We start from the raw sequence: 25,926 nt of genomic DNA on the forward strand, positions 1-25,926 counted from the left end.
CATGTTCCGCCGCCTGTTCCTCGATCATCCCGCCTCGGTCGGCGAAAGCTATGGCGAGCATTTCGGCGTGGCGTCGCGCTTCGGCGTGACGATGATCGCCGCCGGTGTCGCCGCGCTGATCCACGGCATCCTGCCGTTCGCGTTCAAGACGACCGGCAGCCGCACGATCATCCGCCTCCACCGCCAGATCGCCGAGAAGCGCGCGGCGACGGCGGCGGCGACCGAGCAGGTGAAGACGGTTGAGTACGTCATTTAATCGGTTCCGGCCCTAAACCCCGTTCGCCCTGAGCCTGTCGAAGGGCGTGCCAAGAGCGCTGCGTCTGTAGCACGTGCCCTTCGGCTGGCTGGCAAGCCAGCCGCTCAGGACAGGCTTCGACAGGCTCAGCACGAACGGGCTTGGGTGCGAGCGGTGCATTTTCGCTGCGGGACCGGGTATTTTGGCTTGCGCCGCGCCGCACCGCGTGGCTTGGGGCGCGGATGGCAAAGTCCGCAACCGATCTGATGCAGGATATCCTCGTCGCCGCGACGCTCGATGCGTTCATGGCGCTCAAGAAGGCGTCGGGCGGGCTGCCCAACGCGCTGGTGCGCGACCTCAACGCGGTTCACGCCAACACCACGCTCGCCGATCTGCCCGCCGAGGTGCAGGCGGCAATCACCGCCAGCGTGCGCGATGCGTTCGCGCGGCTGCTCAAGGAAGGCTATACCGTCGCGCCGAGCCGGGGCGCGCCGCCGCCGCCCACGCCGCGCGGCCCGACGCCACCGCCGCGCTCGCGCGCCAAATCCGGGCCGCCTACGGTCGAGACACGCCGCCCGCGCCCGCCGGTCAAGCCGAAGGGGCGCTGAGCCTCACTTCTCGGAAATCGCATTGGCGAGGACGGCGAGATCGTTGGCATCCACCGCCGTGCCGGTCACATCGGTGTCGGTCGTCGCATTGGCCGCGACCGCCTGCTTGTCCGGCGTCACGCCGACGAACTCGACGGCGCTCCACAGGATGCCCCCGGCCCAGAGCAGCGCCGCCCAGCGGCTGCGGAAGAGTTTGGCATAGGGCATGGCGCCGCCGTAGCGGCGATTGGTCAACCGATCCCTAAATGTCGCGCAGAGGCGGTGGGCCGGTCGCGGGCTCTCTCTTCTTTTCGGCGATCTTTGCGCGAATCAGGAAGCGCGTCGCTTGGGGCGATTTTGCACGCGGAGGCGCGGAGGCGCGAAGAGAGAAAAAGGAAGATTGAGGGTACGTGGGCGGGGCGCTGGCTTGCTTGATCGGCAACCTCTCTGCGCCTCCGCGCCTCCGCGTGATCTTAAAGCAACAGCCCGGCCCCGGCGATTCTAAGCCTTTGTGCTGTTTCTCGCGCTGGGCTATTCCGCGCGCACAATGCCACATCTCTATCTTGTCGACGGCTCGGGCTATATCTTCCGCGCCTATCATCGCCTCCCGCCGCTCACCAACAAACATGGCGAGCCGGTGGGCGCGGTCTATGGCTATACGACGATGCTGTGGAAGCTCGCCGATGAGCTCCACAAGGCCGATGGCCCGACGCACATGGCCGTCATCCTCGACAAATCCTCGAAGACGTTCCGCAACGATCTCTACGATCAGTACAAGGCGCACCGGCCGCCGCCGCCCGAGGATCTCGTCCCCCAGTTCCCGATGATCCGCGACGCCACGCGCGCCTTCTCGCTGCCGTGCATCGAGGAGGAGGGGCTGGAGGCGGACGATATCATCGCCTGCTACACCAAGGCCGCGCTCGCGCAGGGCTGGCAGGTGACGATCGTGTCGTCCGACAAGGATCTCATGCAGCTCATGACCGATCCGTCGGTCGACATGTACGACACGATGAACAACCGGCGGCTCGGGCCGGACCACGTGATGGAGAAGTTCGGCGTCGGCCCCGACAAGCTCGGCGACGTGCTCGCGCTGATGGGCGACAGCGTCGATAACGTGCCCGGCGTCACCGGGGTCGGGCCGAAGACGGCGTCCAAGCTGATCCTCGAACATGGCGATCTCGAAGGCGTGCTCGCCGCCGCCAGCGCCATGAAGAAGGGCAAGCTGCGCGACAATCTGATCGAACAGGCCGACAATGCGCGGCTGTCGAAGGTGCTCGTCACGCTCAAATGCGATGCGCCGCTGCCCGAGCCGCTCGAGGATCTCGAACTTCAGGGCATTCCCGATGCGCCCTTGCGCGTCTTCCTCGAACATCACGGCTTCAAGTCGCTGCTCGCCAAGCTGAGCGCGGTCGCCGACCCGCCGGTCGAGACGCCGACCAGCGTGCCGCAGGAGGAAGACCCGCCCTGCGACCATGATGGGTATGAGACCGTGGTGGACGAGGCCGGACTCGACCGCTGGATACAGGTCGCGCGGCACCAGGGCTGGATCGCGGTCGATACCGAGACCACCGGGATCGACGCGACGCGCGCCGAGCTGGTCGGGATCAGCCTGGCGTTGCATCCGAACCTCGCCTGCTACGTGCCGCTCGGCCACGGTGGCACCGGGCTGTTCGCGGAAAAGCCGGCGCAGCTCGACAGCGCGGTGGCGCTCGCCAAGCTCAAGCCGCTGTTCGAAGACCCTTCGGTGCTCAAGATCGGGCACAATCTCAAATACGACATGATCGTGCTGGGGCGGCTCGGCATCGACATCGCGCCGTTCGACGACACGATCCTGATGAGCTTCGATCTCGATGCCGGCTTGCACGGCCACGGCATGGACGAACTCGCCGCGACGCATCTCTCGCATAGCTGTATCGCGTTCAAGGACGTGGTCGGCGTCGGCAAGAGCCAGCGCCAGTTCAACGAGGTCGATCTCGACGCCGCGACGCGCTACGCCGCCGAGGACGCCGACGTGACGCTGCGGCTGTGGCGACGCTTCAAGCCGCGCCTCGCCGCCGAACGCGCGACGCGCGTGTACGAGATGGTCGATCGCCCGCTCGTGCCGGTGGTGGCGCGGATGGAGCGGCACGGCATCAAGGTCGACCGCGAGAAGCTCGCCGGCCTCTCGACCGAATTTTCGACGCAGATCGCGGGCCTCGAGACCGAGATCCACGCGCTCGCCGGCGGGCCGTTCACGATCGGCAGCCCGAAGCAGTTGGGCGACGTGCTGTTCGAGCGGATGGGCATCAAGGGCGGGCGCAAGGGCAAGTCGGGCGTTTATTCGACCGACGTCAACGAGCTCGAGCGGATCGCCGCCGACAAGGATTCGCCGGGCGTCGAGATCGCCGCCAAGGTGCTCGACTGGCGGCAGCTTTCGAAGCTGAAATCGACCTATACCGATGCGCTTCAGGCGCAGATCAACCCCGAGACGGGCCGCGTCCACACCAGCTACAGCCTCACCGGCGCGCAGACCGGGCGGCTGTCCTCGACCGATCCCAACCTCCAGAACATCCCGATCCGCACCGAGATCGGCCGGCAGATTCGCGATGCGTTCGTGGCGGAAGATGGCAATGTCATCCTCGCCGCCGATTATTCGCAGATCGAGCTGCGCCTCGCCGCGCATATGGCCGACGTGCCGCAGCTTCGCGACGCGTTCGCGAGCGGTGCCGACATCCACAGTCTCACCGCGCAGGAACTGTTCGGCGAAGTCAACCGCGATACGCGCGGGCGCGCCAAGACGATCAACTTCGCGATACTCTACGGCATCTCGCGCTGGGGGCTGGCCGGCCGGCTCGACGTCACCGCCGACGAGGCGCAGGCGATGATCGACCGCTATTTCGATCGCTTCCCCGGCATCCGCAACTATATCGCCGCGACCACCGAGTTCGTCCGCGAGAAGGGCTATACCGAGACGCTGTTCGGGCGGAAGACGCACTTCCCGCGCATCACATCGAAGGTCCAGCACGAGCGGCAGGGCGCCGAGCGCGCCGCGATCAACGCGCCGATCCAGGGCACGTCGGCGGACATTATCAAGCGCGCGATGGCGCGGATGGGGCCGGCTTTGGCCGAGGCCGGGTTGGGTCATGTCCGCATGCTGCTGCAAGTGCATGACGAACTCGTGTTCGAACTCCCCGAGGGCGATGTCGCGGCGGCCCGCCCGGTGATCGAGCGCGTGATGGCGAGCGCCGCCGAACCGGCGGTGACGCTGTCGGTGCCGCTCGGCGTCGAGATCGGCGTCGGGCCGAGTTGGGGCGCGGCGCATTGAGTCAGGCACCTTCGGCGGCGGCGGGCGCCCCCGACGATATCAACGCGCTCGCCAAGGGCGGCCGGACCAACATCTTTGGCTTCCTGCTGCGGCTCGCCGCGCGGTTGCCGTTCCTGTTCATCGCCGGGCGGAGTTACGGCCCCGATCTGGTCGGGCGCTTCGCGCTGGCGGTGGTGGTGGTCGAATTCGCCGCGCAGCTCGCCACGCTCGGGCTCAAGCGGGGCTTGGCGCAGGCCTTCTCCGATTCGGGCGAGCGGCCGCACACGCATGTCGCCTGGGATGCGCTGGCGGTCGCCGGCGTCGCCTCGGCGATCGCCAGCGTAATCCTGTTCGCCTTCCCGCAGATCATGTTCCCGAGCGGCGAGATGGGGCGGCTCGAACATTATCTGCCGCTGGTCGTGTTCGCGACCGCCTGGACCGAGATCACGCTCGCCGCGCTCGCCTATCGCCGCAACGTCGGCGCCTCGGTGACGGCGCGCGCGATCGTGGAGCCGTGGACGATCAGCATCGCCGCGTTCGTCTTCTCGTTCTTCACCAAGCAGGACGGGCTGGTCCTGTCCTACATGCTGTCGATGCTCGCCGCGCTGACGGCGGCTTTGATCCCGTTCCTGCGCAGTTACGGCATGCCCTCGGGCTGGCGGCCAGATCCGGGCCGGCTGGTCGCGCTCGCGCGGCGCAACATCCCGCTCGCCGGCGCCGACGCGATCGAATGGGGATCGCGCAACGTCGACCGCGCGATCCTCGGCTATCTGTTCGCGCCGGCGATCGTCGGCATCTACTACATGGCGGTGCAGATCGCTTCGCTGCCGGGCAAGCTGAAGACCAGTTTCGATCCGATCCTCGGCCCGGTCATCACCACCAGCCTCGCGCAGAACGACCGCAAGGCGGTGGCGCAGCAGGTGCGGCAGGTCGGCTTCTGGATCATGGCGGCGCAGGCGGGCCTCGCGCTGATGGGGTCGATTCCGGGCAAGGCGGTGATGGGCGTGGTCGGCCCGCAATTCGTCGCGGGCACGGCGGCGATGGCGTTCCTGCTCACCGCCGAGGTCGCCGCCTCGACCGGCGCGGTGTGCGAAAGCGCGCTCGTCTATATCGCGCGGCACCTCAACCTGATGCTGTCGATCGCCGCGCTGAGCCTGCAGGTGGCGCTCAGCTTCGCGCTGATCTTCGCGATGCGCTGGCTGGGCTGGCCCGATACGTGGCAAGCGGCGGGGCCGGCGGTGGCGCTGCTGCTGGCGATGGGAACGTCCTCGATCGTCAAGTCGAGCGTACTGGCGCGGATGCTCGGCGCGCCGGTGCGCGGCTGGCGCTGGCAATTGTTGCTCGCGGCCGGCGTCGCGATCGCGGTGGGGACGATCTTCACCTCGCTGCCGCACCGCTACGAATGGGCCGAGTTGGTGTTCGGCGAACCGGCGATCGCGGCGAGCTATCTGTTCGTGCTGTGGAAATTCGCGTTCGGGCCGGAGGATCGCGCGTTGCTGCGGCGGACGCCGAAGGCGGCGGCGGGGTAAACCAAAGTCTCCGTTCTGGCTGAGCGAAGTCGAAGCCCGCGCGGCGTGGCACGCCCCTTCGGGTTCGACGAGGACGAAGGGTAGGGTGGCAGCACGTCATGGGCAAAGCCCATGACGTCGGACGGCGCTGTAGCGCCGCCGGCCGTGCCGATCGCGGCGAGCCCGCGCCGTAGCTTCGCTACGGCTTGGGGCGATCGTCAGTGCCTAAAGTGCCGCACCCCCGTGAACACCATCGCCAGCCCGGCCGCATCGGCGGCGGCGATCACCTCGTCGTCGCGGATCGAGCCGCCCGGCTGGATCACCGCGGTCGCGCCGGCTTCCACCGCCGCGAGCAGCCCGTCGGCGAACGGGAAGAACGCGTCCGACGCCACCGCCGAGCCGATCGTGCGCGGCTCCGCCCAGCCGGCCTTTTCGGCGGCGTCCTTCGCCTTCCACGCGGCGATCCGGGCCGATTCGAGCCGGTTCATCTGCCCCGCGCCGATCCCCGCCGTGCTGCCGCCCTTGGCATAGACGATCGCGTTCGACTTGACGTGCTTGGCGACCGTCCAGGCGAAGCGGCAGTCGGCGAGTTCGGCAGCGGTCGGCGCGCGCTTGGTGACGACCTTGAGGTCGGGCGCCGAGGCGTTGTCGCGGCTTTGCACCAGCCAGCCGCCGGTGATCGACTTGGCCATCAGGCCGGGCCGCGACGGATCGGGCAGTTCCCCGGTCAGCAGCAGACGGAGGTTCTTCTTGGCGGCGAACAAAGCGAGCGCTTCTTCATCCGCGCCGGGCGCGATCACCACTTCGGTGAAGATGCCGGTGATCGCGCGTGCGGTCGCCGCGTCGAGCGGGCGGTTGAGCGCGATGATGCCGCCGAACGCGGAGACCGTGTCGCAGGCGAACGCCTCGGCATAGGCCTGTTCGAGCGTCTTGGCGGTGGCGACGCCGCATGGATTGGCATGTTTGACGATGACCACGCTCGGCTCGGCGTCGCGGAATTCGCTGATGAGTTCGAGCGCGGCGTCGGCATCGTTGAAATTGTTGTAGGATAGTTCCTTGCCCTGCACCTGCCGCGCCTGACCGACGCCGTTGGCGACCGGCCCGCGCGTTTCATAGAACGCCGCCGACTGGTGCGGGTTCTCGCCGTAGCGGAGCGTCGTGCCGAGCGTGAGCGCGACCGGCAGCACCTGCGGGAAGGATTCGCGCTGATCGACGAAGGCGAACCACTGGGCGATCGCCGAATCATAGGCGGCGGTGGCGGCGAACGCCTTGGCGGCGAGCCGCTTGCGATCCTCGAACGTGGTGCTGCCGCCGGCGACCAGCGCGTAATCGGCGGGATCGGTGACAATCGCGACATAAGCGTGGTTCTTGGCGGCCGAACGCACCATCGACGGGCCGCCGATGTCGATATTCTCGATCACCTCGTCGCGCTCGGCGCCCTTCGCGACGGTCGCTTCGAACGGATAGAGATTGACGACGACGAGGTCGATCGCGCCGATATCATGCTCCTGCATGGAGGCAGCGTGTGCGGCATCGTCGCGCACCGCGAGCAGCCCGCCGTGGACCTTGGGGTGGAGCGTCTTGACGCGGCCGTCCATCATCTCGGGAAAGCCGGTGAGATCGGAGATGTCGCGCACCGCAAGGCCAGCGTCGCGCAGCGCCTTGGCGGTGCCGCCGGTCGAAACCAGCTCGACACCCGCCTTGGCGAGCGACTGGCCGAGATCGACGATGCCGGTCTTGTCGGAAACGGACAGGAGCGCGCGGCGGATGGGGATGGTGGTCATTATGGAATCCTAGCAACCGTTCGTCCCGAGCGAAGTCGAGGGACGGGGCCTGTCCCTCGACTTCGCTCGGGACGAACGGGGTGTGAGTTCGCGCGCTCCCTGCCCGCTTACCCTGCGCGCTTCAAGACCCAGCCGATGGTGGTGCCGCCGGCTGACGCGTCTTTGATCCGTTCGTGCTGAGCGTGTCGAAGCACGTGTCACGGGCGAAGCGCTTGGGGCACGCCCTTCGACACGCTCAGGGCGAACGGCGAGTGGGTGCTCGGCGTTCCACTCACGGCTTAGCCGGCGCGCTTCAAGACCCAGCCGACGCTGGTGCCGCCGGCCGGCGCGTCGCCGGTGACGACGAGCTGGAAGGTCGATTGCGGCCGGCCCTGACCGTCGATCCACACGCTCGGCTCGACGGCGAGTGCGCCGCCCTTGCAGCGGAACTGCCACAAGGCGCCGCCCGGCACGCGCAGCAGCGCGGCCATGCCGTCGGCGGTCGGCGAGACCTCGATGCCTGCGCCGAGATGGAAGCGGATCACGAACCCGCTCGCCGCGATGCGCCCGCGCCGCTTGGCGGGCAGCAGCATGTCGTCACCGCGCAGCTCACGGCCATCGCCGGTGAGGACCAGTTGGCGGCGGTGGATGAAGCCGAAGCGGCGGGCGTAGCCGTCGTGGCTGGCCTCGACCCGGCTCACGCTCTCGCTTTCCTGCCGGGCGAGCTCGACCTCGGCGACGCCGCGCCCGAGCGTGCCGTCGGCGTGGATCGCGGTGGAATTGCTGTCGCCGACGACCAGCGTCGAATGCGCGGCGGTGGTGCGCAGCCCCTCGGTCAGCTCGGCGGGGAGCTGGGCGATACCGGCCCGCGCGCCGCCGCAATTGACGATGATGCGGTGCGCGCCATCCGAGAATTCGAACGCCAACGTCGAGGCGCAGCCGCCCTTGACCAGCCGCGCGACCGGTGGCGGCGCGGCATCGAACACCAGCACCGCGCCCGCCGCCGCGAGCCGCTGATAGCCCCATTCGCGCGCCTGGCGCAGCGGACGCGTGCGCACCCCGGTCGCGGCGACGATATCGGCGATCTCGTCCCCCGGCACCGGGCCGCCGCCCTGCCAGCTCGACAGCCCGCCATCGCCGAGGCACACGCCGAGCAGCGCCGGCACGAGCCGGCCGAGCGCGTCGGCGATCAGCGCGGGCGGCTCGATCCGACGCGCCTCATAGACCGCGCGAAGCTGGGTGAGCAGCATCACGACATCGAGCTGCGCCTGGGGGCTGCGCGAGACGACGCCGCCGTCCTCGAACAGCGACACCGCCAGCGCGCGGGCGAGCGCCGCCTCGGTCGCGGCGCGGCGTGCGTCGCCGCCCGGCAGCAGCATCCCCGCCGCGACCACCCCGCACAGCGTCGCGACTCGCGCGGCGCCGGGCGCGACCTTCTCCGCGCCGCGATCGAGATGCCGCGCGCAGCGTGCGAAGGCGTTGAGCACCGCGCTGCGATAGACCAGATCGGCCGAGGACAGGATCAGCGGCGCGTGCGCGGACCAGGCGAGGATGCGCCGCGCGCACAGATCCGCCCGCCACGCTGGCTCGCTGACGATCTCGGCATGCGCGGCGAGCCACTGCCGCAGGATCGCCTCGGCGACCGGCACGCCCTGGACCCGCGTCGCCACGGTCGAGAGATCGCGGAGCCAGGCGCCGCCGTGCAGATAGTCGGCAAAGGCGGCGGAGAAATCGGGCTTGAGGAGGTTGAGCGAGTCGATCGCGCGGGTTTCGCCCCGGAAGGTGATCCGCCCGGCGAGCAGCGCGTGACCGCGCCTGGCATCGCCGAGGAACGGATCGTCGGGCACCGTGAGCAACTTGAGCGGATGCCGCCCCCTCAGCCGCAAGCCGTGGATCGGCGTGCGCCAGGTCAGCCGGTGGAAATGTTCGCTGATCCGCTCGGCGAGCGACAGCCCCCTGTCGCCGTCGGCCCGGACCAGCCACTTGCCCTCGGCCGCTTCAGCACCTGCAGGCTTGTCCGCGTCGTCCTGCGACGGGGAATCGTTCACGCGCCCCTCAGCGCCCGGATATTCTCGGCATAACGCTCCGGGCCACCCCGGAAGCTCGCGGTGCCCGCGACCAGCGCGTCGGCGCCCGCGTTGATCGCGTCGCGCGCGGTCTCGACGTCGATGCCACCATCGACCTCGAGATCGACGCTATAGCCGCCCTTGTCGATCATCTTGCGCACCGCTTCGATCTTGCGAAGCGCGCTCGGGATGAAGCTCTGCCCGCCGAAGCCGGGGTTGACGCTCATCACCAGCACCAGATCGACCGAATCGATCAAATAGTCGAGCGCCTTGGCCGGGGTCTGCGGGGTCAGCACCACGCCCGCGCGCTTGCCGAGCTTGCGGATATGCTGGAGGCTGCGGTGCGTGTGCGGCCCGGCCTCGACATGGATGCTGAGCGTGTCGGCGCCCGCCTCGGCGAACGCATCGAGATAGGCGTCGACCGGCTGTATCATCAGATGGACGTCGAACGGCTTGGCCGTGTGGGGGCGCAGCGCCTTCACCACCTGCGGGCCGATCGTGATGTTGGGGACGAAATGCCCGTCCATCACGTCGACATGAATCCAGTCGGCGCCAGCGGCGTCGATCGCGCGCACCTCCTCACCGAGCTTGGCGAAGTCGGACGAGAGGATCGAGGGTGCGATGCGGACGGGGTTCGGCATGCCCGAATCTGTAGGCACGCAACCGACCACCCGCAACCCACGTATCGACCGGAACGGCTATCCGCGCCGCAGACGGGCGATGAAGAAGCCGTCGTTGCCGCCGGGCTGCACCTGCCCCGGCAGCAGGCGGACCCAGCCGCGTTCGTGCGGAGTCACGCCGGCGGGCAGTTCGTCGGGGCGGACCGGATCGATCGCATATTCGGGATGGTCGGCGAGGAAGGTGTCGATCTGCGCCTCGCCCTCGTCGCGTTCGAGCGAGCAGGTCGCATACACCAACGTCCCGCCCGGCTTGACCCAGCCGGCGGCGCGCGTGAGCAGCTTCGCCTGCGTCGCCGCCATCTGCGCGATCACCGAGGGGCGCGTGCGGTAGAGCACATCGGGGTGGCGGCGGAAGATGCCGGTCGCGCTGCACGGCGCGTCGAGCAGCACCGCATCTGCGCTTTCGGGCGGCGACCAGTGCAGCACGTCGCCGGTAATGACGCGCGCCTTGGTGTCGGTGCGCGCGATGTTGGCGCGCAGCCGGGTGAGGCGCGCCTCCGACGCATCGACCGCGATCACCGACCAGCCGGCATGCGCGAGCTGCATCGTCTTCCCGCCCGGCGCGGCGCACAGGTCAAGCGCGGTGCCCTCACCACGCCCGATCAGCCGCGCCGGCAGCGAGGCGGCGATATCCTGCACCCACCACGCGCCCTCCTCGAAGCCGGGCAGCTCGGGAACGTGCGCCGAGTCGAGCCGGACATGGCCGGGCAGCAGCGACGTGCCGCCGAGCCGTTCGGCCCATTGCGCGGTCGCGGCGGGGTCGGCGAGCGTGAGGTCGAGCGGCGGCGGCGCGGCGATGGCGTGTTCGGCCGCTTCGATCATGTCGTCACCCCAGGCGTAGTGCCAGCGGATCGCGACCGGATCGGGCAGCGCCGGAATCTCGGGCAGGGTGTCGCCGCGCCGCGAGAGCGCGCCGAACACGCCGTGGACGAGCTTCTTCGGCCCGCCATCGACGAGCGGCAGCACCGTCGCGATCGCGGCGTGCGCGGGCGTGCCGAGCGACAGCGTCTGCACCAGCGCGATCCGCAGCACGAAGCGCGCCTTGGCGTCGTCGGGCAACGCGCGCGGCGTCGCCGAATCGATCAGCGCGTCGAGATCGGGCAGCCGGCGCAGCACCTCGGCGGCGATGGCATGGGCGAGCGCGCGGTCGTCGGCGCGCTCGATTCCCGCCGTGGCGCGGCCGAGCGCGGCCTCGAGCGGCAGCCCCTGCCGCAGCACCGCATCGAGCAGCTTCAGCGCGGCACGGCGCGCGGGGACGCCGGGCGGGTCGGTGGGTTTGGCGGAGGACGATTTCGGAACGGCCACGGGTCTTGAACTCTCACGTTGGGCGCGCGATCTGGGGAGTCCCGCGCCAAAGGAGCCTCCATGAGCCGCCGACCGCCCCATGTGAAGCCACCCGCGTATCTTTCCAAGACCACGCCGGTGCCCGAGCCGCAGCCGAAGGTCGAGACCAAAGACCCGCTCACGCTTGATCCGACGCGGTATGGCGACTGGACGCTGAAGGGCATCGCGGTCGATTTTTAATTCCGCGCGGTCACCCTCACCCTTCCCACCCGGCTGCGCCGGGCGGGCCCCTTCCCTCTCCCAGCGGGAGAGGGAGGGAGGAGCGAAGCGACGGAAGGGTGAGGGCGATGACCCCAATCAGGCGTGTTCGCGGGTCAGCGGCCTTGCGAGCAACGTGTCGATCTCCGCGCCCACCTCAGCCCCCGCCAGCAGCGCTGCCACCGCCTCGGCAATCGGCATCGCGACGCCCGCCGCCGCCGCCGCCGCGCACAGCACCGGCGCGGTGAACGCGCCCTCCGCGACGGTGCGGCGATCGGCCATCAGCTCGGCCGCCTTGCGCCCCTGACCCAAGCCCAGCCCGAGCGAGAAGTTGCGGCTGCTGACCGAGGAGCAGGTCAGCACCATGTCGCCGAGCCCCGACAGCCCGGCGAGCGTCTCGGCGCGGGCGCCGCGGGCGAGGCCGAAGCGGGTCATCTCGGCGAAGCCGCGCGCGATCAGCGCGGCGCGCGCGTTCTGGCCGAGCCCCGCACCCTCGACCACGCCGCAGGCGATGGCGAGCACGTTCTTGACCGCGCCGCCGATCTCCGCGCCGATCACGTCGGTCGAGGCATAGGGGCGGAAGGTCGGCAGCGCGAGCGCCTCGGCCATGCGCGCGGCGGCATCCTCGTCCGCCATCGCCAGCGTGACCGCGGTCGGCAGCCCGCGCGCGACCTCACCCGCGAAAGTCGGGCCGGAGAGCACGCCGATCGGCGCGGCGGGATGCTCCTCGACGGCGACTTCGCTCAACAGTTTGTGGCTGCCCGCCTCGATCCCCTTCGAGCAGAGCAGCAGCGGCTGGCCGTGCTTGGGCAGATCGCGCAGCACCGCGCGGGCATGCTGTGCCGGCGTGACGACGAGGATCAGATCGGTATCGGCGACGTCGGCGAGATCGCCGCTCGCCCGGATCGCCGGCGAGAGCGCGATGTCGGGCAGGAACAGCGGGTTGGCATGGTTGGCGTTGATCGCCGCGACCACCTCGGCCTCGCGCGCCCACAGCCGCACGTCATGCCCGCCCGCCGCCATCACCTGCGCGAGCGCGGTGCCCCACGCGCCGCCACCCAAGATTCCGATGTTCATGCCTTCACCCCCGCGCCGCGCACCGCCTCCGCCGAGGGATCGAGCGGCCAGCGCGGACGCGCCGGCATGTCGAGCGGATCGGTGAGCCCGGCGGCGAAGCGTTCGGCGCCGGCCCAGGCGATCATCGCGGCATTGTCGGTACACAGCCACAGCGGCGGCGCGACGAAGCGCAGCGCGTTGTCGCTCGCCAACGTCTGCAAGCTCGCCCGCACCGCGCCGTTCGCGGCGACGCCGCCCGCGACGACCAGCGCGGTCGCGTCCTCGGCGCGGTCGAGCGCGCGGGTGGTGCGGTCGATCAGGCAATCGACCACCGCCGCCTGGAACGATGCGGCGATATCCTCGGGCGACCATGTGCCCGCCGCGTGGGCGCGCACCACGGCGCTCTTGAGGCCGGCGAAGGAGAAATGCGGCTCGGCCGAGCCTTTGAGCGGGCGCGGCAGCGGCACTGCGCTCGGGTTGCCGAGCGCGGCGGCGCGTTCCACCGCCGGGCCGCCGGGGAAGCCGAGCCCGAGGATCTTGGCGGTCTTGTCGAAGGCTTCGCCCGCCGCATCGTCGATCGTGGTGGCGAGCCGGCGGTAGCGCGCGACGCCTTCGACCAGCAATAACTGGCAATGGCCGCCCGAGACGAGCAGCAGCAGATAGGGAAAGTCGAGATCGGGATCGGCGAGGCGGGGCGAGAGCGCGTGGCCTTCGAGGTGGTTGACCGCGACGAGCGGCTTGCCCGCCGCATGCGCGAGCGCCTTGCCGGTGACCAGCCCGACCATCACCCCGCCGATCAGCCCCGGTCCCGCCGTCGCGGCGACCGCATCGACATCCGCCAGCGTCACGCCGGCATCGGCGAGCGCGCCTTGGACGAGCGGCGTCAGTGCCTCGACATGCGCGCGCGCGGCGATCTCCGGCACGACGCCGCCATAGGGCCGGTGCGCGGCTTCCTGCCCGGCGAGGCGGTGCGAGAGCACACGGCGGTCCGAGGTGACGATCGCGGCGGCGGTCTCGTCGCAACTCGATTCGAGGCCGAGGATGAGCTTGGTCATGATCCGTTCGTCCCTAACGTGTCGTCGCCCGCTTGTCGAAGGGCGGCACTTTCCCGTACAGCGAGCGCCCAAACAGAACCGTTCGTGCCGAGCGAAGCCGAGGCACCTGCGCTTCGGGCTTGTCCCTCGACTTCGCTCGGGACGAACGGGAGTAAGATCGATCTGGCGCACATTTTTTCGGGAAGCCAAATGACCTTCCGGATCGGAACCCGCGGATCACCGCTCGCGCTGGTTCAGGCCCATATGGTGCGCGATGCGCTGTGCGCCACGCATGGCTGGGGCGAGAGCGCAGTCGAGATCGTCGTGATCCGCACCACCGGCGATCGCGTGCAGGACCGCGCGCTCGCCGAGATCGGCGGCAAGGCGCTGTGGACCAAGGAACTCGACCGCGCGCTGCTCGGCGGCGAGATCGATTGCGCGGTGCATTCGATGAAGGACGTCGAGACGATCCGGCCCGAGGCGATCCGGATCGCCGCGTTGCTGCCGCGCGCCGATGTGCGCGAGCGGTTGGTCGGCGCGGACAGCATCGCCGCGCTGCGCCCTGGCGCGGTGCTCGGCACCAGCAGCCCGCGCCGCGCCGCGCAGGTGCGACGGCTGCGGCCCGACGTGACGATCGTGGTGTTTCGCGGCAACGTCGATACGCGGCTGGCGAAGCTCGCGGCGGGGGAGGCCGATGCCACCCTGCTCGCGGCGGCGGGGCTTGAGCGGCTCGGGCGCGACGATGTCGGCGTGTCGGTCGATATCGCTGTGCTGTTGCCCGCGCCGGCGCAAGGCGCGGTCGGCATCGAAGTCCGTGCCGATGACGATCGCGCGGGCGCGCTGGTCGAGGCGATCGGCGACGGCGTGACTCAGGCGTGCGTCGGTGCCGAACGTGCGTTGCTCGCGCGGCTGAACGCCGATTGCCACTCGCCCGTTGCCGCGCTCGCGACGATCGAGGGCGGGGTGATGCATATCATCGCCGAACTGCTCGCCGCGGATGGCAGCGCGCATGTCAGCGGCGAAATCCGCGGCGAACCCGGCGCCGCGCTCGGCGAGGCGCTGGCGCGTGACCTGCTCGATCGCGCGCCAGATTCGGTGCGGCGGCTGTTCGCGGGATGACGCGCACGCTGGCCGTGCTGCGCCCGGAACCGGGCAATGCGGCGACGGCGGCGCGCGCGGCGGCGGCGGGCTATGCGGTGCTGCGGCTGCCGCTCTTCGCGGTGGTGCCGCTCGCCTGGATCGTGCCCGACGCGCGCGCGCATGACGCGCTGGTGCTGACCAGCGCCAATATCGTCCGCATGGCCGGCGCGGGACTCGCGGATCTCGCCGCGCTGCCGGTGATCGCGGTGGGCGAGCAGACCGCCGCCGCCGCGCGCGCCGCCGGGCTGACAGTGACGGCGACCGGAAGCAGCGACGCGGAAGCGCTTGCCGCCCTGCTCGCGGCGCGGGGCATGACGCGCGCGCTACACCTCGGCGGGCGCGAGCGGACCCCGGTCGATGGGGTCACGCGTGCGATCGCGGTCTATGCGAGCGAACCGCGCGCCGTCGCGCCCGCCGATCTCGCCGGACTGGCGGGAAACGTCGCGCTGCTCCATTCGGCGCGCGCGGCGACGCGGCTGGGGGAGCTGCTCGACGCGGCGGCGCTGCCGCGCGCGCGCGTGACGATCGGTGCGTTCAGCGCGGCGATCGCCGCCGCCGCTGGTCCGGGCTGGCACGCGGTCGCGGTCGCGGCGCGCCCGAGCGATACGGCGCTGTTCGCCGCGATCGACGCGCTTGGGCGTTGACCGGCTCGCGTTCGGCGGAGATAAGGTGACATGGAGCAAGCGCCGCCGACCCCGACGGTTCCCGCCCGACGCGCGGGCTGGCGAACGATCACGCTGCTCGCGATCCTGCTGATCCTGGCCGGCGCCGCCGGTGCCTTCGCGCTGTTCCGCATGTTCGGGCTCGGCCCCGCGCCCAAGACGACCACGCTGACGCTGCCGGTGGGGAGCGGCGCGGGCGGATCGCAAGCGCCGGTCGTGATCGTTCCCGCCAAGGGCGGCGCGCAAGGATCGACGATCGATCTCGACGCGCTTTCCTCGCGCGAGGCCGCGCTCTCCGCGCAGCTCGACGCGCTCGAGGAGCGCACCGCCGGCGTGGGTGCCGATGCGCAGGCCGCCGCCGGCAACGCGACGCGCGCGGAGGGGATGCTGATCGCCTTCGCGGCGCGGCGCGCGCTCGATCGCGGGGTCGGGCTCGGCTATCTCGAGGAGCGGCTGCGCTATCGTTTCGGCGCGAGCCAGCCCGGCGCGGTCGCGACGATCGTACAGGCTGCGCGCGAGCCGGTGACGCTCGACGATCTGCGCGGCGGTCTCGACGCGATCGGCCCCGATCTGGTGACGGGCGGGTTTCGCGGCGGGTTGGTCGCGAGCTTCCGGCGCGAGTTGACCGGGCTGATCGCGCTCCACCGCGCCGGCACGCCCTCGCCGCTGCCCGCCGACCGGCTCGCGCGCGCGCGCCGGCTGGTCGAGGGCGGGCGGATCGAAGCGGCGCTAGGCGAGGTCGCGCGGCTGCCCGGCGCGGCCGACGCGGGCCGCTGGACCGATGCGGCGCGGCGCTACATCGAATCGCGCCACGCGCTCGATACGCTCGAAGCCGCCGCGATGGCGGGCCAGGCGGCGGGCACGATCGCCGCGACGCCAGTGACGAGCGTAGAGCAGAGCGCGACGACCTCACCTCCACCCGTTCGTGCCGAGTAGGCGCTTGCGCCGTATCGAGGCCCGTTCCTCGATACGCCCTTCGGGCCACTCGGCCGCTACTCGGGACGAACGGATTTCATAGCGGCGGCGTTACCTATAATCGCCCGAACACCCGCTATTGCAGCGTCACCGTATCCTCGCCGTCGTGTCGACCGAAGAACTGCATGAGCTGGATGATGAGTTCGGCGCGATTCTCGATATCGGGTGCCTCGAGCAGCGCCTGTTTCGCCGCCGCGTCGAACGGGGCGATCTGGGCGATGCCGTTGACCAGCGCCTCGTCGTCGAGCCGGGTCACCGCTTTCCAATCGACCGCATAGCCCTGCGCATCAGCGAAGCGCCGCGATTCGCTTTCCAGCAGCGAGCGGCGGGACAGCGACAAGGTTTCGGGCTCTTCGGCGAGCGGCAGCAGCTCGGCCTCGACCTGACGGAACGCGGTCGTCACATCGAGTTCGCGCACGATGCGGAACAGCGCGACGCCTTCGAGCACGAGATTGTAGCGCCCGTCCTCGCTCGCCTCGAACTCGCCGATCTTGCCGACGCAGCCGATCGCGAACAGCGGCGGCTTGTCCTTGCGCCCGCCCTTGTCGGTGCGCGGCTGGATCATCCCGATCCGCCGGTCGCGCGCCATCGCGTCGGACACCATCGCGCGGTAGCGCGGTTCGAAGATGTGCAGCGGCAAGTGCATGCGCGGGAACAGCAGCGCGCCCGGCAGCGGGAAGACCGACAGGCGCGTGGTCTTCGCCGCGTCGCTCCCGCCCGGCCCGCTCATCCGAACAGGATCGCGGAGAGCTTGCGGCGCTGCGCCGAGACCCACGGGTCTTCAAGCCCGACCACTTCGAACAGCTTGAGCAACTGGGTGCGCGCGGCGGCCTCGTTCCATGCCTTGTCCTCGGCGATCATCGCTAGCAGCGTGGCGGCGGCGGCCTCGCGGTCACCCGCCGCCATCTGCCCGCCGGCGAGTTCGAAGCGCTTGGCCATGTCGTGCGGGTTGGCGGCGACCTCGGCGGCGAGCGCCGCCAGATCATCGACCGGCTTCGCATCGCGCGCGAGCGCGAGCGCCGCCCTGGCGCGTTCGATCTCGGGCGATTTGGCGACCGCCTCGGGCAGCGCGGCGATCGCCGCGTCGGCCTCGTCGACACGATGCGCGGCGACCAGCGCGCGGACATGGCCGGCGAGCGCGCCGGGATGCTCGGGCGCCATTTCGACGATCTGCGCGAAGATGCTGACGGCGCGTTCGGCATCGCCCTCGGCCAGCACCTGCTCGCCCATCGCGAGCAGCGGCTCGAGCTCGGCTTCGAGCGACGCCTCCTCGCTCTCGATCGGCAATTGCTTGAGGATCTGGTCGAGCATCGCGCGCAACTGCGATTCGGTGCGCGCGGATGTCAGGTCGGCGACGAGCTGGCCCTGGAACATCGCATAGACGGTCGGGATCGACTTGATCTGGAATTGCGCGGCGATGAACTGGTTCTTGTCGGTATCGACCTTGGCGAGCACGACGCCCTTGTCGGCATAGGCGGCGGAGACCTTTTCGAGCACCGGGGCGAGCGCCTTGCACGGCCCGCACCATTCCGCCCAGAAATCGATGATGACGAGCTTGGTCATCGACGGCTCGACCACGTCGCGGCGGAAGCTCTCGACGGCCTCGCGTTCGGCGGCGCTCATTCCCAGGGTAGCCAAAATGCGCTCCAATGTCTGAAGGTCAGGGGGATCGAAGATATGGCGCCTTATGTGGGCGCTCGGGCGCACAAGCCAAGGCTTTTCGCGCGGCCAAGTTTTTCGCGCGGAATGCGAAAAGCGTGAAGAAGGGGCTTGCCAGCCCCCCAACCCATCGGTATCAGCCGCGCCTCACCCGCCTTCCGGTTCACACCGGCAGGCAGTCGCCAGAGCGGGCGTAGCTCAGGGGTAGAGCACAACCTTGCCAAGGTTGGGGTCGAGGGTTCGAATCCCTTCGCCCGCTCCAGCGTTTTCCAATGTATTGGACGTTCTCGCAAAGCCGTCGGCTGATGGTTCAGCGCCAGTTTCCTTCCCGCTGAGCGTTTCCGCGATGATGTGGGTGTAGATGGCTCAAGTCCCGGTAAATTATCGGGAAAAGATCGCCGCCTCGTTTCACATAAGGCGTCTCCACAATCGGTGGTCGGTCGTTGCTCATAGCGAGGATTTTCCGCTAACGACGATGAGTGTCGATCGATCTCCTCACCGCCCCGGTCAGCGAAGTATAGCGCTTGCTCGGCACTGATAGCTACGCGGCAGCGCTACGGCGCATCCACCGGTTGGCGGCTGATGTTGAAGCCGGGCTCGGAAGGACGCGGTGCTCAGCGGATCGTTTCATTTATCGGGCACCACTCACGCCAAGGAGCTCTGATTGGGTTGATGCTGAGCCATGATCTAGGCTGCTCCGCAGCGGCGCGCGCCCGCTCCGCCCTCCAGGAACCGCACCCGGACGCACACGCAACGGTCAGGATGTGGGGTCATTGAAGTGTTCGGCGCGGGAATCCGCTCATCAAGATCGTCTGCCCGGGATGGGGCGACTTGGTGGTACTTGATGGTAGACAACGAATGGCGATGGCCCCGCCTTCGCTGACCACAGCGGGAGCGGATACCAAGCTCGCTGGGACTCTGAACTTCGCCTGCTTCTCAATACTGGATTTGCTGCAATTCTGGGTTCGTCGAAGTGTCGTACGGCGCTTGGCCGTTTAACGGACATCGGATAAGTGGCACCACGTTCGCCCTTTGGATCAAAGGCCCGGTTTTTGTGGAAATAAGCATTTTCTGTGATGAATCGTGCCATTTGGAGCATGATAATCAGAGGGTGATGCTGCTCGGCGCAATATGGTGCGATCGAGGAGCGGTCCGCTCGATATCAGAGTCAATCAGGGCGTTGAAGCGCGAGCACGGACTAAAAATCCCTGATGCCCGGTCGCGGGGTTTTGAAGTCAAATGGACGAAAGTCGGCCCTGCGCAGTTGCACTTCTATGACAGTTTGATTCGGCTATTTCTCGACGATGATAGATTGCATTTCCGATCTATAATTGTGCGAGATAAAAATCTTCTAGATCACAGTGCCTTCGATCAGACGCACGATGATTTTTATTATAAGCTGTATTATCGACTTCTTTTGAGAATTCTTGAAAAGAAAAACAACGAGTACAATGTATATCTCGATATAAAAGATACACGTGGGGGCTCGAAAACTAGGCGTCTGCATGATTTTCTATGCACAAAGTTAAGAGATGACCAGAAGATGGTTCTCAAGCATGTTGAGCAAATTAGATCCGAAGAATCCGAGCTTTTGCAGCTTTGCGATTTGATTTTAGGGGCTGTTTCTTATTACAATAGGCAGCAAGATGGTAGCGAGGCCAAACTCAAGCTTATAGATACTCTTTCTACATATAAGCGGCGGTACCCCAGAAAATTAGGAGAAACGTCGTTTCTATCCGAGGAAAAGTTTGACCTTTTTTATTGGTCCGCAGCAGCCTAGAATATGTCGTATCCCGACCTCATCGAGCTTTCCGGTTTTGGCGGCGACTTTGAGCGGTATATTGATGCTGTTTACGCTGCTTATGTGGACGCCCTGGTTCGAGGAAATCTAACATTTCTTGGAAAGCCCATAAGCTTCAAGCATGCGCCGGCGACCGACGGTAAGGGATTTGCTTTTTGGCACGCCGTATCGGAGGCAGGTGAAACAGAGCGCGAAGATGATAGAACTATCGATCTTCGTCGATGCGAGCGGATCACATGGGCCGCCCACATGTTGGAGGCGGTGGGTAATGATGGCTCATGCGGGGACATTGTTTGGTGGCGTCCTCCAAGGGTAAGGAAGCGCGTCGTTGTTTGGCTGCGTGGTGACAACTACGCTATAGTGTTGGAGGAACGAGAGCAGTTTTGGCTGTTCTGGACAGCATACTGCGTGAAATCGAATCGAGCGCGGACTTTCTCCGCTGAGCATGCCAGCTTCTGGAAGCTATAGCTCAGAAATGGCAAGGGCCGCCCAAAGGCGACCCCGTTGCTCCTTCCACGCATGGTGGATGAGACGGGAATGGATTTAATCCAGCATGTGAAAATGTCAAGGAGAAGTTGAATCTTGGGTCACCTCGGCGACAACCAGCCGAACGCGCTCTTACCCGCGCGCCTCACCGGTCGGTGAAGCGCTTCACCTTGACGGGCAGATCCTTGCCCTTGGTGCGGCGCGAGGGGATTTGCACCGGGTGCTTCTTCTTCCATTCCGCGAAGGTCATCGGGCCGTCGGGCGTGTCGATCATCAGGTCGTCGGTACTCATCGAGACATGCTCCACTCTGTCGCAGCGGCACCGCCCGCGCGGCGGCTGGCCCCGCCGACGAACGCGGGAGGGGCCGTTCCGGGTTCACGCGACCGTCGGTTGCACCCGCCAATAGGTGGCGTAGCGTTCATGCGCGATGCGGTGATACGGGATCAGCCGCACCGGCTGCCCCTCGGCCGAGGCGATCGTGAAGTCGAGCGGCCGGTCGCCGCGGCGGATGCGCTGCGCCAGCAGCCGCGGATCGCCGGCCAGCGTCGGCACCGCGACGGGGGTGTCGTTGTAACTGCCGTATTTGCGTTCGCTGACGACGATGTCCGCGCCCGGCGCCAGGCCGTCGCGCCCGAGCGCGCCGGCGAGCACCAGCGGGCCGTAGGTGAACGCGACGATGTCGGGCGCGGCGGGCGCGCTCTCGGCCGCGGGCTCCATCACCAGCCGCAACTCGATCCGGTCGCCGTCGCGCCAGGTCCGCGCGAGCGCGACATAGCTGCCCGGCGCGGCCGACCGCGCCGCCTCCTCGCCGTTGACCAGCACCGTCGCGGTCCGGCTCCAGCCCGGATGCCGCAGCTTCAGCGTCAGCGCGGTCGGGCGCGCGAGCGTCCAGCGCAAGGTGGTCGTCGGGGTTTCGGGGAAGGTCGTGGTCTGCGCCAGCACCGCGCGCTTCTCCTTCCATGTCACCGCCGAGGGCACGAACAGGTTCACGTACAACGCGGCATCGTCGTGGAAGTAGATCGAATCGCGATATTTGACATGGTTCTCCATGCCCGTGCCGGTGCAGCACCAGAAACTGTCCTCGGGCGTGTGGTACAGCTTCATGTAGCCCGGCCGCGCGCCCTGGAAATAGGTCGCCATGCCCGTGTCGGGATCCTGCGAGGCGAGGATGCCGTTGTAGAGCGTGCGTTCGTAATAATCGGCGTATTCGGGGCGCGGATCGTGCAGGAACAGCGCGCGGGTCAGCTTGAGCATGTTGTGCTGGCAGCATGTCTCCGATCCTTTCGCCGAGAAGACGTGCTTGTCGAAATCGGCCATCGCGAAGAAATGCTCCTCGTCGCCGTGCCCGCCGCTCGCGAACGAACGGGTCTTCGCCACGGTGCGCCAGAAGAACGCCGCCGCATCGCGATACCGGGCGTCGCCGGTGATTTCATAGACGCGCTGGAAGCCGACGATCTTGGGCACCTGCGTGTTGGCGTGCAACCCGTCGAGATGGTCGCGCCCGCGCGCCAGCGGCTCCATGATCGCCTTGTGCGAGAAGCGCCGCGCGAGCGTCCGGTAGTCGTCATTCCCGGTCATGACGAAGAGGTCGGCGTAGATTTCGTTCATGCCGCCGTGCTCGGTCTCGAGCATCGTCTCGAACTCGGCGTCCGACAGCGGCCTGGTCGCCACCACGCCCCAGTCCGCCAGCCGCAGCAGCACCGCGCGCGACGGCGCGCTGTCGGCCAGCAGCGCGCCGTCGCGCAGCCCGGCATAGACCTTGTGCAGCGTGTACCAGGGAACACCGGTGATCTTCTCGCCGCGCAGATGCGCCGCGACCAGCGCCGCGCCCTTGGGAAAGGCGCAGACCAGCCCCGAACCCGCCGCCTGCTGGCACGCGGCGAGTTCGCCTGCGATATAGTCGATTCGTTGCTTGTAGCGCGCGTCCCCGGTCGCGCGATAGGCGAGCGCGCAGGCCGACAGATAATGGCCGAGCGTGTGGCCGTGGCAGTTGATGTCGTCCCAAGTGGGCTCCGATTCCCACCCGCCATAGACCGGCGCCCTGGGTTTCAGCCCGGCGTTGACCCGGAAATTGTGCAGCATCCGGTCGGGCTGCAACCGCATCAGATACGCCTCGGTCATGCGCTGCGCGTGCAGGAACGGGCCGTCGGCCAGGCGCACGTCGGCCATGTCGAACGGCTTCAGCGCGGCGGCCGGCTGGCCGGCGCCCCGCTCCAGCGTGGCGGCGCGCGCGGGCATCGCCCCGGTCACGCCGGTGGCGAGCGCCCCGGCGCCGGCGGTGGCGAGGAAATCCCGGCGTGAATGGCCGCAGCATGGAGTCCGGCGGTGTTCGATCATGATGCTGGCCCTTGGTCTGGAGCGGGTGATCCGGAAGGGGGCGCGCGACGCACGGCCCATCCGATGGCGGAAGCCGGAAATACGGTAAGCCGGCTCGTGCGGCAACGCCGATGGGATCGCTACCGCGCTTGGTGCCGTCGCGCCTTGACAGGCTGAGGGCCACCGATAAGACCTTGGGGGAAAACGTTTACGGTCGATTCTGGGAGATGCATGTGGCGAAACGCGGTTCGGCCCTCTTCATGCTGTGCGCGTCAGCGCTCGCGACTCCCGCGCTTGCGCAGACCGCGACCGGGCTCGACGCCAAGGGGCATCTGGTTGCGCTACCGCAGCCGTCCTCCGCCGCCTTCGCCTATGTGCGGCTGCGTGACGGCGTGCAGGTGCGCGTCGGCGGCGTCACCAAGAACGTGATCTTCTACGGGCCGGACACGGTGCGGGTGAACGCCAATCTCGGCGCGAACCACTGGACCGCGCCGAGCATCGTCGTCACCGAAAACCCCGCCGCCGTGCCGTTCACGCTCCGCGAAACGCCGGACGCGCTCGTCATCACCGCGAAGATGCTGCGGATCGAGATCAGCAAGGCGAACGGCGCGCTGCGTTTCCTCGACGGCGCCGGCAAACTCTACACCGAGGAGAAGGCCGACGCGCCCCAGGCGCTCAAGCCCGTCACCATCTCGGGCAAGCCGAGCTACGAGGCGACCAACACCTTCACACTACGCCCGGACGAGGCGCTGTACGGCTTCGGCTTCACCGCCGACGACACCAGCAACCGGCGCGGCAAGGATCTGCTGCTCGTCCAGACCAACATGGGCATCATCATTCCGGTGATGATGTCGTCGCGCCGCTACGGCGTGATGTGGGACACCTATTCGCAGATGCGCTTCAAGGACGACGCGGGCGGTGCGTCGCTGTGGGCGGAGAGCGCGCCGGGCGGGGTCGATTATTACTTCATGGCCGGCGGCACGCCCGACGAGGTCGTCGGCGCCTATCGCCGGCTGACCGGCGCCGCGCCGATGTTCCCCAAACAGGCATTCGGCCTGTTCATGAGCAAGGAACGCTACAAGACGCAGGACGAGTTGCTCGATGTCGCGCGGACCTTCCGCCGCGAACGCTTCCCGCTCGATTACATCGTGCAGGACTGGCAATATTGGGGCTCCGACAAGGACGGGAGCTGGAGCGGGATGACGTGGGACAAGACCCGCTACCCCGATCCCGCCGGGATGAGCCGCCAGCTCCACGACATGAACCTCAAGCTGATGGTCTCGATCTGGCCGTCGGTCGGCAACGACACCGCGCTCGCGCACGAGCTGGACGCGCATAACCTGCGCTTCGAGCCGCTCCATTGGATTTCCAAGCACGCGCGCGTCTATGACGCGTACAGCAAGCTCGGGCGGCAGATCTATTTCAACGCGATCAAGACCGGGCTGCTCAACAAGGGTGTCGACGCCTTGTGGATGGACGGCACCGAGGTCGAGGTCAGCAGCGCGATGTGGAACGCGGCCGACAATGTCCGCGACACCAAGGCGCTGGGATCGAACGCGCTCGGCGACTTCACGCGCTACTTGAACCCTTATTCGCTGCTGACGACGCAAGGCACCTATGACGGCGAGCGCGCGACGAGCGACAAGCGCGTCTTCACGCTCACCCGCTCGGCCTGGGCCGGCGCGCAGCGCACCGCCGCCGCCTCGTGGAGCGGCGACATCTACGCAAGCTGGAAGACGTTCAAACAGCAGATCGCGGGTGGCGTCGATGTCACCGTCACCGGCAACCCCTATTGGACCAACGACACCGGCGGGTTCTTCGTCTCGGAGTTCATCGGCGGCGCGCAGAACCCGGCGTGGCGCGAACTCTATGCGCGCTGGCTGCAATTCTCGGCGTTCAACCCGCTGATGCGAATCCACGGCACCGATGTCGATCGCGAGCCGTACCGCTTCAAGACGCTCGATCCGCAGGTCTATGAGTCGCTGCTCAAGAGCACGCAATTACGCTATCGCCTGCTCCCCTATATCTATCCGCTGAGCTGGAAGGTGACGTCGGCGGGCTATACGCTGATGCGCCCGCTGATGATGGACTTCCCCGACGATCGCGCCACCGACACGATCGACGACAGCTTCATGTTCGGGCCGTCGCTGCTCGTCCATCCCGTCACGCGCGCGATGTACCATATCGTGCCGCCGCCGCCGGTCACGGTGCCGGCGGAGTATCTGCGCACGCCCGAAGGCCAGCCGGGGCTGGCCGGGCAATATTTCGAGGGCCAGAATTTCGAGACGCCGAAGGGCAAATTCGTCGATACCAAGATCGACCACAATTGGCCCGACCCGCCGTTCGCCGACATTCCGGGCGGGCTCACCAGCCTCAGCAATTTCTCGGCGCGCTGGCAGGGCACGCTCACCGCGCCCGAGGACGGGACGTATGAACTCGGGATCGAGGGCAATGACGGCTTCCGCCTGACGCTCGACGGCACGCCGGCGATCGAGAGCTGGCAGAAGGGCGCGACGCGGTACAAGAGCACCGAACGGAGCTTCCGCAAGGGGCAGGTCGTCAAGGTCGTGATCGACTATTTCCAGGCCGACGGCAATCGCGGGCTGCGCTTCGGCTGGCGCCGCCCGAGCGAGCGGCAGGCGCTGCCGGTCGCGGGCAAGCTCGACACCACGGTCGAGACGTATCTGCCGCAGAGCGCCGGCTGGTATGATTTCTGGACCAACCAGCGTTTCGACGGGGGGCGGCGCGTGACCCGCGAGGCGCCGCTCGACGTGGTTCCGCTCTACGTGCGCGCCGGCTCGATCGTGCCGATGGGGCCGGCGCTGCAATATGCCACGCAAAGCCCGGACGCGCCCTATGAGATCCGCGTCTATCCGGGCGCCGATGCGACCTTCACCGTCTATGAGGACGATAACGAGACGTATGCGTACGAGAAGGGCAAGTTCGCGACCTATGATCTCGTCTGGGACGACAAGGCCCGTACGCTGAGCGTGGGCGCGCGCAAGGGTGCGTACCCCGGCTTGGTCGCGAAGCGCCGGCTCAACATCGTGCTGGCCGGGGCGACCGCGGCGTCGCGCGCGATCGACTATGACGGCCGCGCCGCGCGCGTGCGCTTCGATTGAGGCTCGAAAC

Annotated in this window: 22 protein-coding genes and 1 tRNA gene; 12 read left to right on the top strand and 11 right to left on the bottom strand. The window is 68.0% G+C overall.

The genetic code is table 11. The features are described from left to right. The first annotated feature begins 1 nt into the window (after position 1). Together BLS81_RS14695 and BLS81_RS14700 are read left to right on the top strand one after the other, a co-directional pair. Positions 2-256: a DUF6356 family protein gene (locus BLS81_RS14695; protein WP_093224965.1), complete on the top strand. Its 255-nt coding sequence runs from the start codon at positions 2-4 to the stop codon at positions 254-256. A gap of 221 nt (positions 257-477) precedes the next feature. Then, entirely contained in the window at positions 478-843 is a 366-nt protein-coding gene (locus BLS81_RS14700; RefSeq protein WP_143023366.1) for a hypothetical protein, read from the top strand. A 3-nt stretch (positions 844-846) separates the two neighbouring features. Here the strand turns inward: BLS81_RS14700 and BLS81_RS14705 are convergent, their stop codons facing one another. Then, on the bottom strand, positions 847-1,050 hold the full coding sequence (locus BLS81_RS14705; protein WP_093225102.1) for a hypothetical protein: 204 nt from the start codon (positions 1,048-1,050) through the stop codon (positions 847-849). A 319-nt stretch (positions 1,051-1,369) separates the two neighbouring features. Between BLS81_RS14705 and polA the strand changes: the two genes are divergently transcribed. Beyond that, positions 1,370-4,126, top strand: a complete 2,757-nt coding sequence (polA, locus tag BLS81_RS14710) for a DNA polymerase I (protein WP_093225104.1) — start codon at positions 1,370-1,372, stop codon at positions 4,124-4,126. Further along, the gene (locus BLS81_RS14715; RefSeq protein ID WP_093225106.1) at positions 4,123-5,634 is read left to right on the top strand and encodes a lipopolysaccharide biosynthesis protein; all 1,512 of its coding nucleotides are present in this window, start codon (positions 4,123-4,125) and stop codon (positions 5,632-5,634) included. Before polA ends, BLS81_RS14715 begins: the two co-directional genes overlap by 4 nt. Before the next feature lie 197 nt (positions 5,635-5,831). Here the strand turns inward: BLS81_RS14715 and purH are convergent, their stop codons facing one another. The 4 genes from purH to BLS81_RS14735 form a co-directional block, all read right to left on the bottom strand. Beyond that, positions 5,832-7,397: a bifunctional phosphoribosylaminoimidazolecarboxamide formyltransferase/IMP cyclohydrolase gene (gene purH / locus BLS81_RS14720; protein ID WP_093224968.1), complete on the bottom strand. Its 1,566-nt coding sequence runs from the start codon at positions 7,395-7,397 to the stop codon at positions 5,832-5,834. Between the two features lie 278 nt (positions 7,398-7,675). Next, on the bottom strand, positions 7,676-9,424 hold the full coding sequence (locus BLS81_RS14725) for a heparinase II/III family protein (RefSeq protein ID WP_256326256.1): 1,749 nt from the start codon (positions 9,422-9,424) through the stop codon (positions 7,676-7,678). Further along, the gene (gene rpe / locus BLS81_RS14730) at positions 9,421-10,083 is read right to left on the bottom strand and encodes a ribulose-phosphate 3-epimerase (protein WP_093224970.1); all 663 of its coding nucleotides are present in this window, start codon (positions 10,081-10,083) and stop codon (positions 9,421-9,423) included. Before rpe ends, BLS81_RS14725 begins: the two co-directional genes overlap by 4 nt. 57 nt (positions 10,084-10,140) lie before the next feature. Then, positions 10,141-11,508, bottom strand: a complete 1,368-nt coding sequence (locus BLS81_RS14735; protein ID WP_093224972.1) for an RsmB/NOP family class I SAM-dependent RNA methyltransferase — start codon at positions 11,506-11,508, stop codon at positions 10,141-10,143. Here BLS81_RS14735 and BLS81_RS14740 point away from each other — a divergent pair. After that, a complete protein-coding gene (locus BLS81_RS14740) occupies positions 11,488-11,646 on the top strand; it encodes a DUF1674 domain-containing protein (RefSeq protein WP_093225109.1) in 159 nt (52 codons plus the stop codon). The two genes, BLS81_RS14735 and BLS81_RS14740, sit on opposite strands and share 21 nt — an antisense overlap. A gap of 117 nt (positions 11,647-11,763) precedes the next feature. Here BLS81_RS14740 and BLS81_RS14745 read toward each other — a convergent pair whose 3' ends face one another. Together BLS81_RS14745 and tsaD are read right to left on the bottom strand one after the other, a co-directional pair. After that, positions 11,764-12,741 (bottom strand): NAD(P)H-dependent glycerol-3-phosphate dehydrogenase, encoded by a 978-nt coding sequence (locus BLS81_RS14745; protein ID WP_093224973.1) that lies wholly within the window; start codon positions 12,739-12,741, stop codon positions 11,764-11,766. Beyond that, entirely contained in the window at positions 12,738-13,775 is a 1,038-nt protein-coding gene (gene tsaD, locus BLS81_RS14750) for a tRNA (adenosine(37)-N6)-threonylcarbamoyltransferase complex transferase subunit TsaD (RefSeq protein WP_093224975.1), read from the bottom strand. Before tsaD ends, BLS81_RS14745 begins: the two co-directional genes overlap by 4 nt. Before the next feature lie 189 nt (positions 13,776-13,964). On the opposite strand from tsaD, the gene hemC reads away from it, so the two are divergent. The 3 genes from hemC to BLS81_RS14765 are packed head-to-tail and all read left to right on the top strand — an operon-like array spanning position 13,965 to position 16,492. Continuing rightward, entirely contained in the window at positions 13,965-14,873 is a 909-nt protein-coding gene (gene hemC, locus BLS81_RS14755; RefSeq protein WP_093224976.1) for a hydroxymethylbilane synthase, read from the top strand. After that, positions 14,870-15,538: a uroporphyrinogen-III synthase gene (locus tag BLS81_RS14760; protein ID WP_093224978.1), complete on the top strand. Its 669-nt coding sequence runs from the start codon at positions 14,870-14,872 to the stop codon at positions 15,536-15,538. Before hemC ends, BLS81_RS14760 begins: the two co-directional genes overlap by 4 nt. A 30-nt stretch (positions 15,539-15,568) precedes the next feature. After that, positions 15,569-16,492: a hypothetical protein gene (locus tag BLS81_RS14765; RefSeq protein ID WP_093224979.1), complete on the top strand. Its 924-nt coding sequence runs from the start codon at positions 15,569-15,571 to the stop codon at positions 16,490-16,492. A 115-nt stretch (positions 16,493-16,607) separates the two neighbouring features. On the opposite strand, the gene BLS81_RS14770 is transcribed toward BLS81_RS14765, so the two are convergent. Beyond that, positions 16,608-17,261, bottom strand: a complete 654-nt coding sequence (locus tag BLS81_RS14770; RefSeq protein ID WP_093224981.1) for an LON peptidase substrate-binding domain-containing protein — start codon at positions 17,259-17,261, stop codon at positions 16,608-16,610. Next, positions 17,258-18,154, bottom strand: coding sequence for a tetratricopeptide repeat protein (locus tag BLS81_RS14775; RefSeq protein ID WP_093224982.1), 897 nt, complete (start codon positions 18,152-18,154; stop codon positions 17,258-17,260). The genes BLS81_RS14770 and BLS81_RS14775 overlap by 4 nt, the downstream gene beginning before the upstream one ends. A gap of 223 nt (positions 18,155-18,377) precedes the next feature. Between BLS81_RS14775 and BLS81_RS14780 the strand changes: the two genes are divergently transcribed. The 3 genes from BLS81_RS14780 (at position 18,378) to BLS81_RS20455 (ending at position 20,459) form a co-directional block, all read left to right on the top strand. After that, positions 18,378-18,452: transfer RNA gene (locus BLS81_RS14780), tRNA-Gly, on the top strand. Positions 18,453-19,163: 711 nt separating this feature from the next. Next, positions 19,164-19,970, top strand: a complete 807-nt coding sequence (locus BLS81_RS14785; RefSeq protein ID WP_176787189.1) for a DUF3800 domain-containing protein — start codon at positions 19,164-19,166, stop codon at positions 19,968-19,970. A 3-nt stretch (positions 19,971-19,973) separates the two neighbouring features. Next, positions 19,974-20,459 carry a hypothetical protein gene (locus BLS81_RS20455; RefSeq protein ID WP_143023367.1) on the top strand — a complete coding sequence of 162 codons (486 nt, stop codon included), beginning with the start codon at positions 19,974-19,976 and terminating at the stop codon, positions 20,457-20,459. 163 nt (positions 20,460-20,622) lie between these two features. On the opposite strand, the gene BLS81_RS20815 is transcribed toward BLS81_RS20455, so the two are convergent. Continuing rightward, complete coding sequence (locus BLS81_RS20815) at positions 20,623-20,769, bottom strand: hypothetical protein (protein ID WP_176787190.1); 147 nt, start codon at positions 20,767-20,769, stop codon at positions 20,623-20,625. Between the two features lie 84 nt (positions 20,770-20,853). Next, positions 20,854-22,716 carry a beta-L-arabinofuranosidase domain-containing protein gene (locus BLS81_RS14790; RefSeq protein ID WP_371128294.1) on the bottom strand — a complete coding sequence of 621 codons (1,863 nt, stop codon included), beginning with the start codon at positions 22,714-22,716 and terminating at the stop codon, positions 20,854-20,856. A 311-nt stretch (positions 22,717-23,027) separates the two neighbouring features. On the opposite strand from BLS81_RS14790, the gene BLS81_RS14795 reads away from it, so the two are divergent. After that, complete coding sequence (locus tag BLS81_RS14795; protein WP_256326258.1) at positions 23,028-25,916, top strand: TIM-barrel domain-containing protein; 2,889 nt, start codon at positions 23,028-23,030, stop codon at positions 25,914-25,916. Positions 25,917-25,926 lie beyond the last annotated feature (10 nt).

The sequence above is a fragment of the Sphingomonas sp. NFR15 genome, assembly GCF_900103265.1.
GTDB classification, from domain to species: Bacteria; Pseudomonadota; Alphaproteobacteria; order Sphingomonadales; family Sphingomonadaceae; genus Sphingomonas; species Sphingomonas pollutisoli.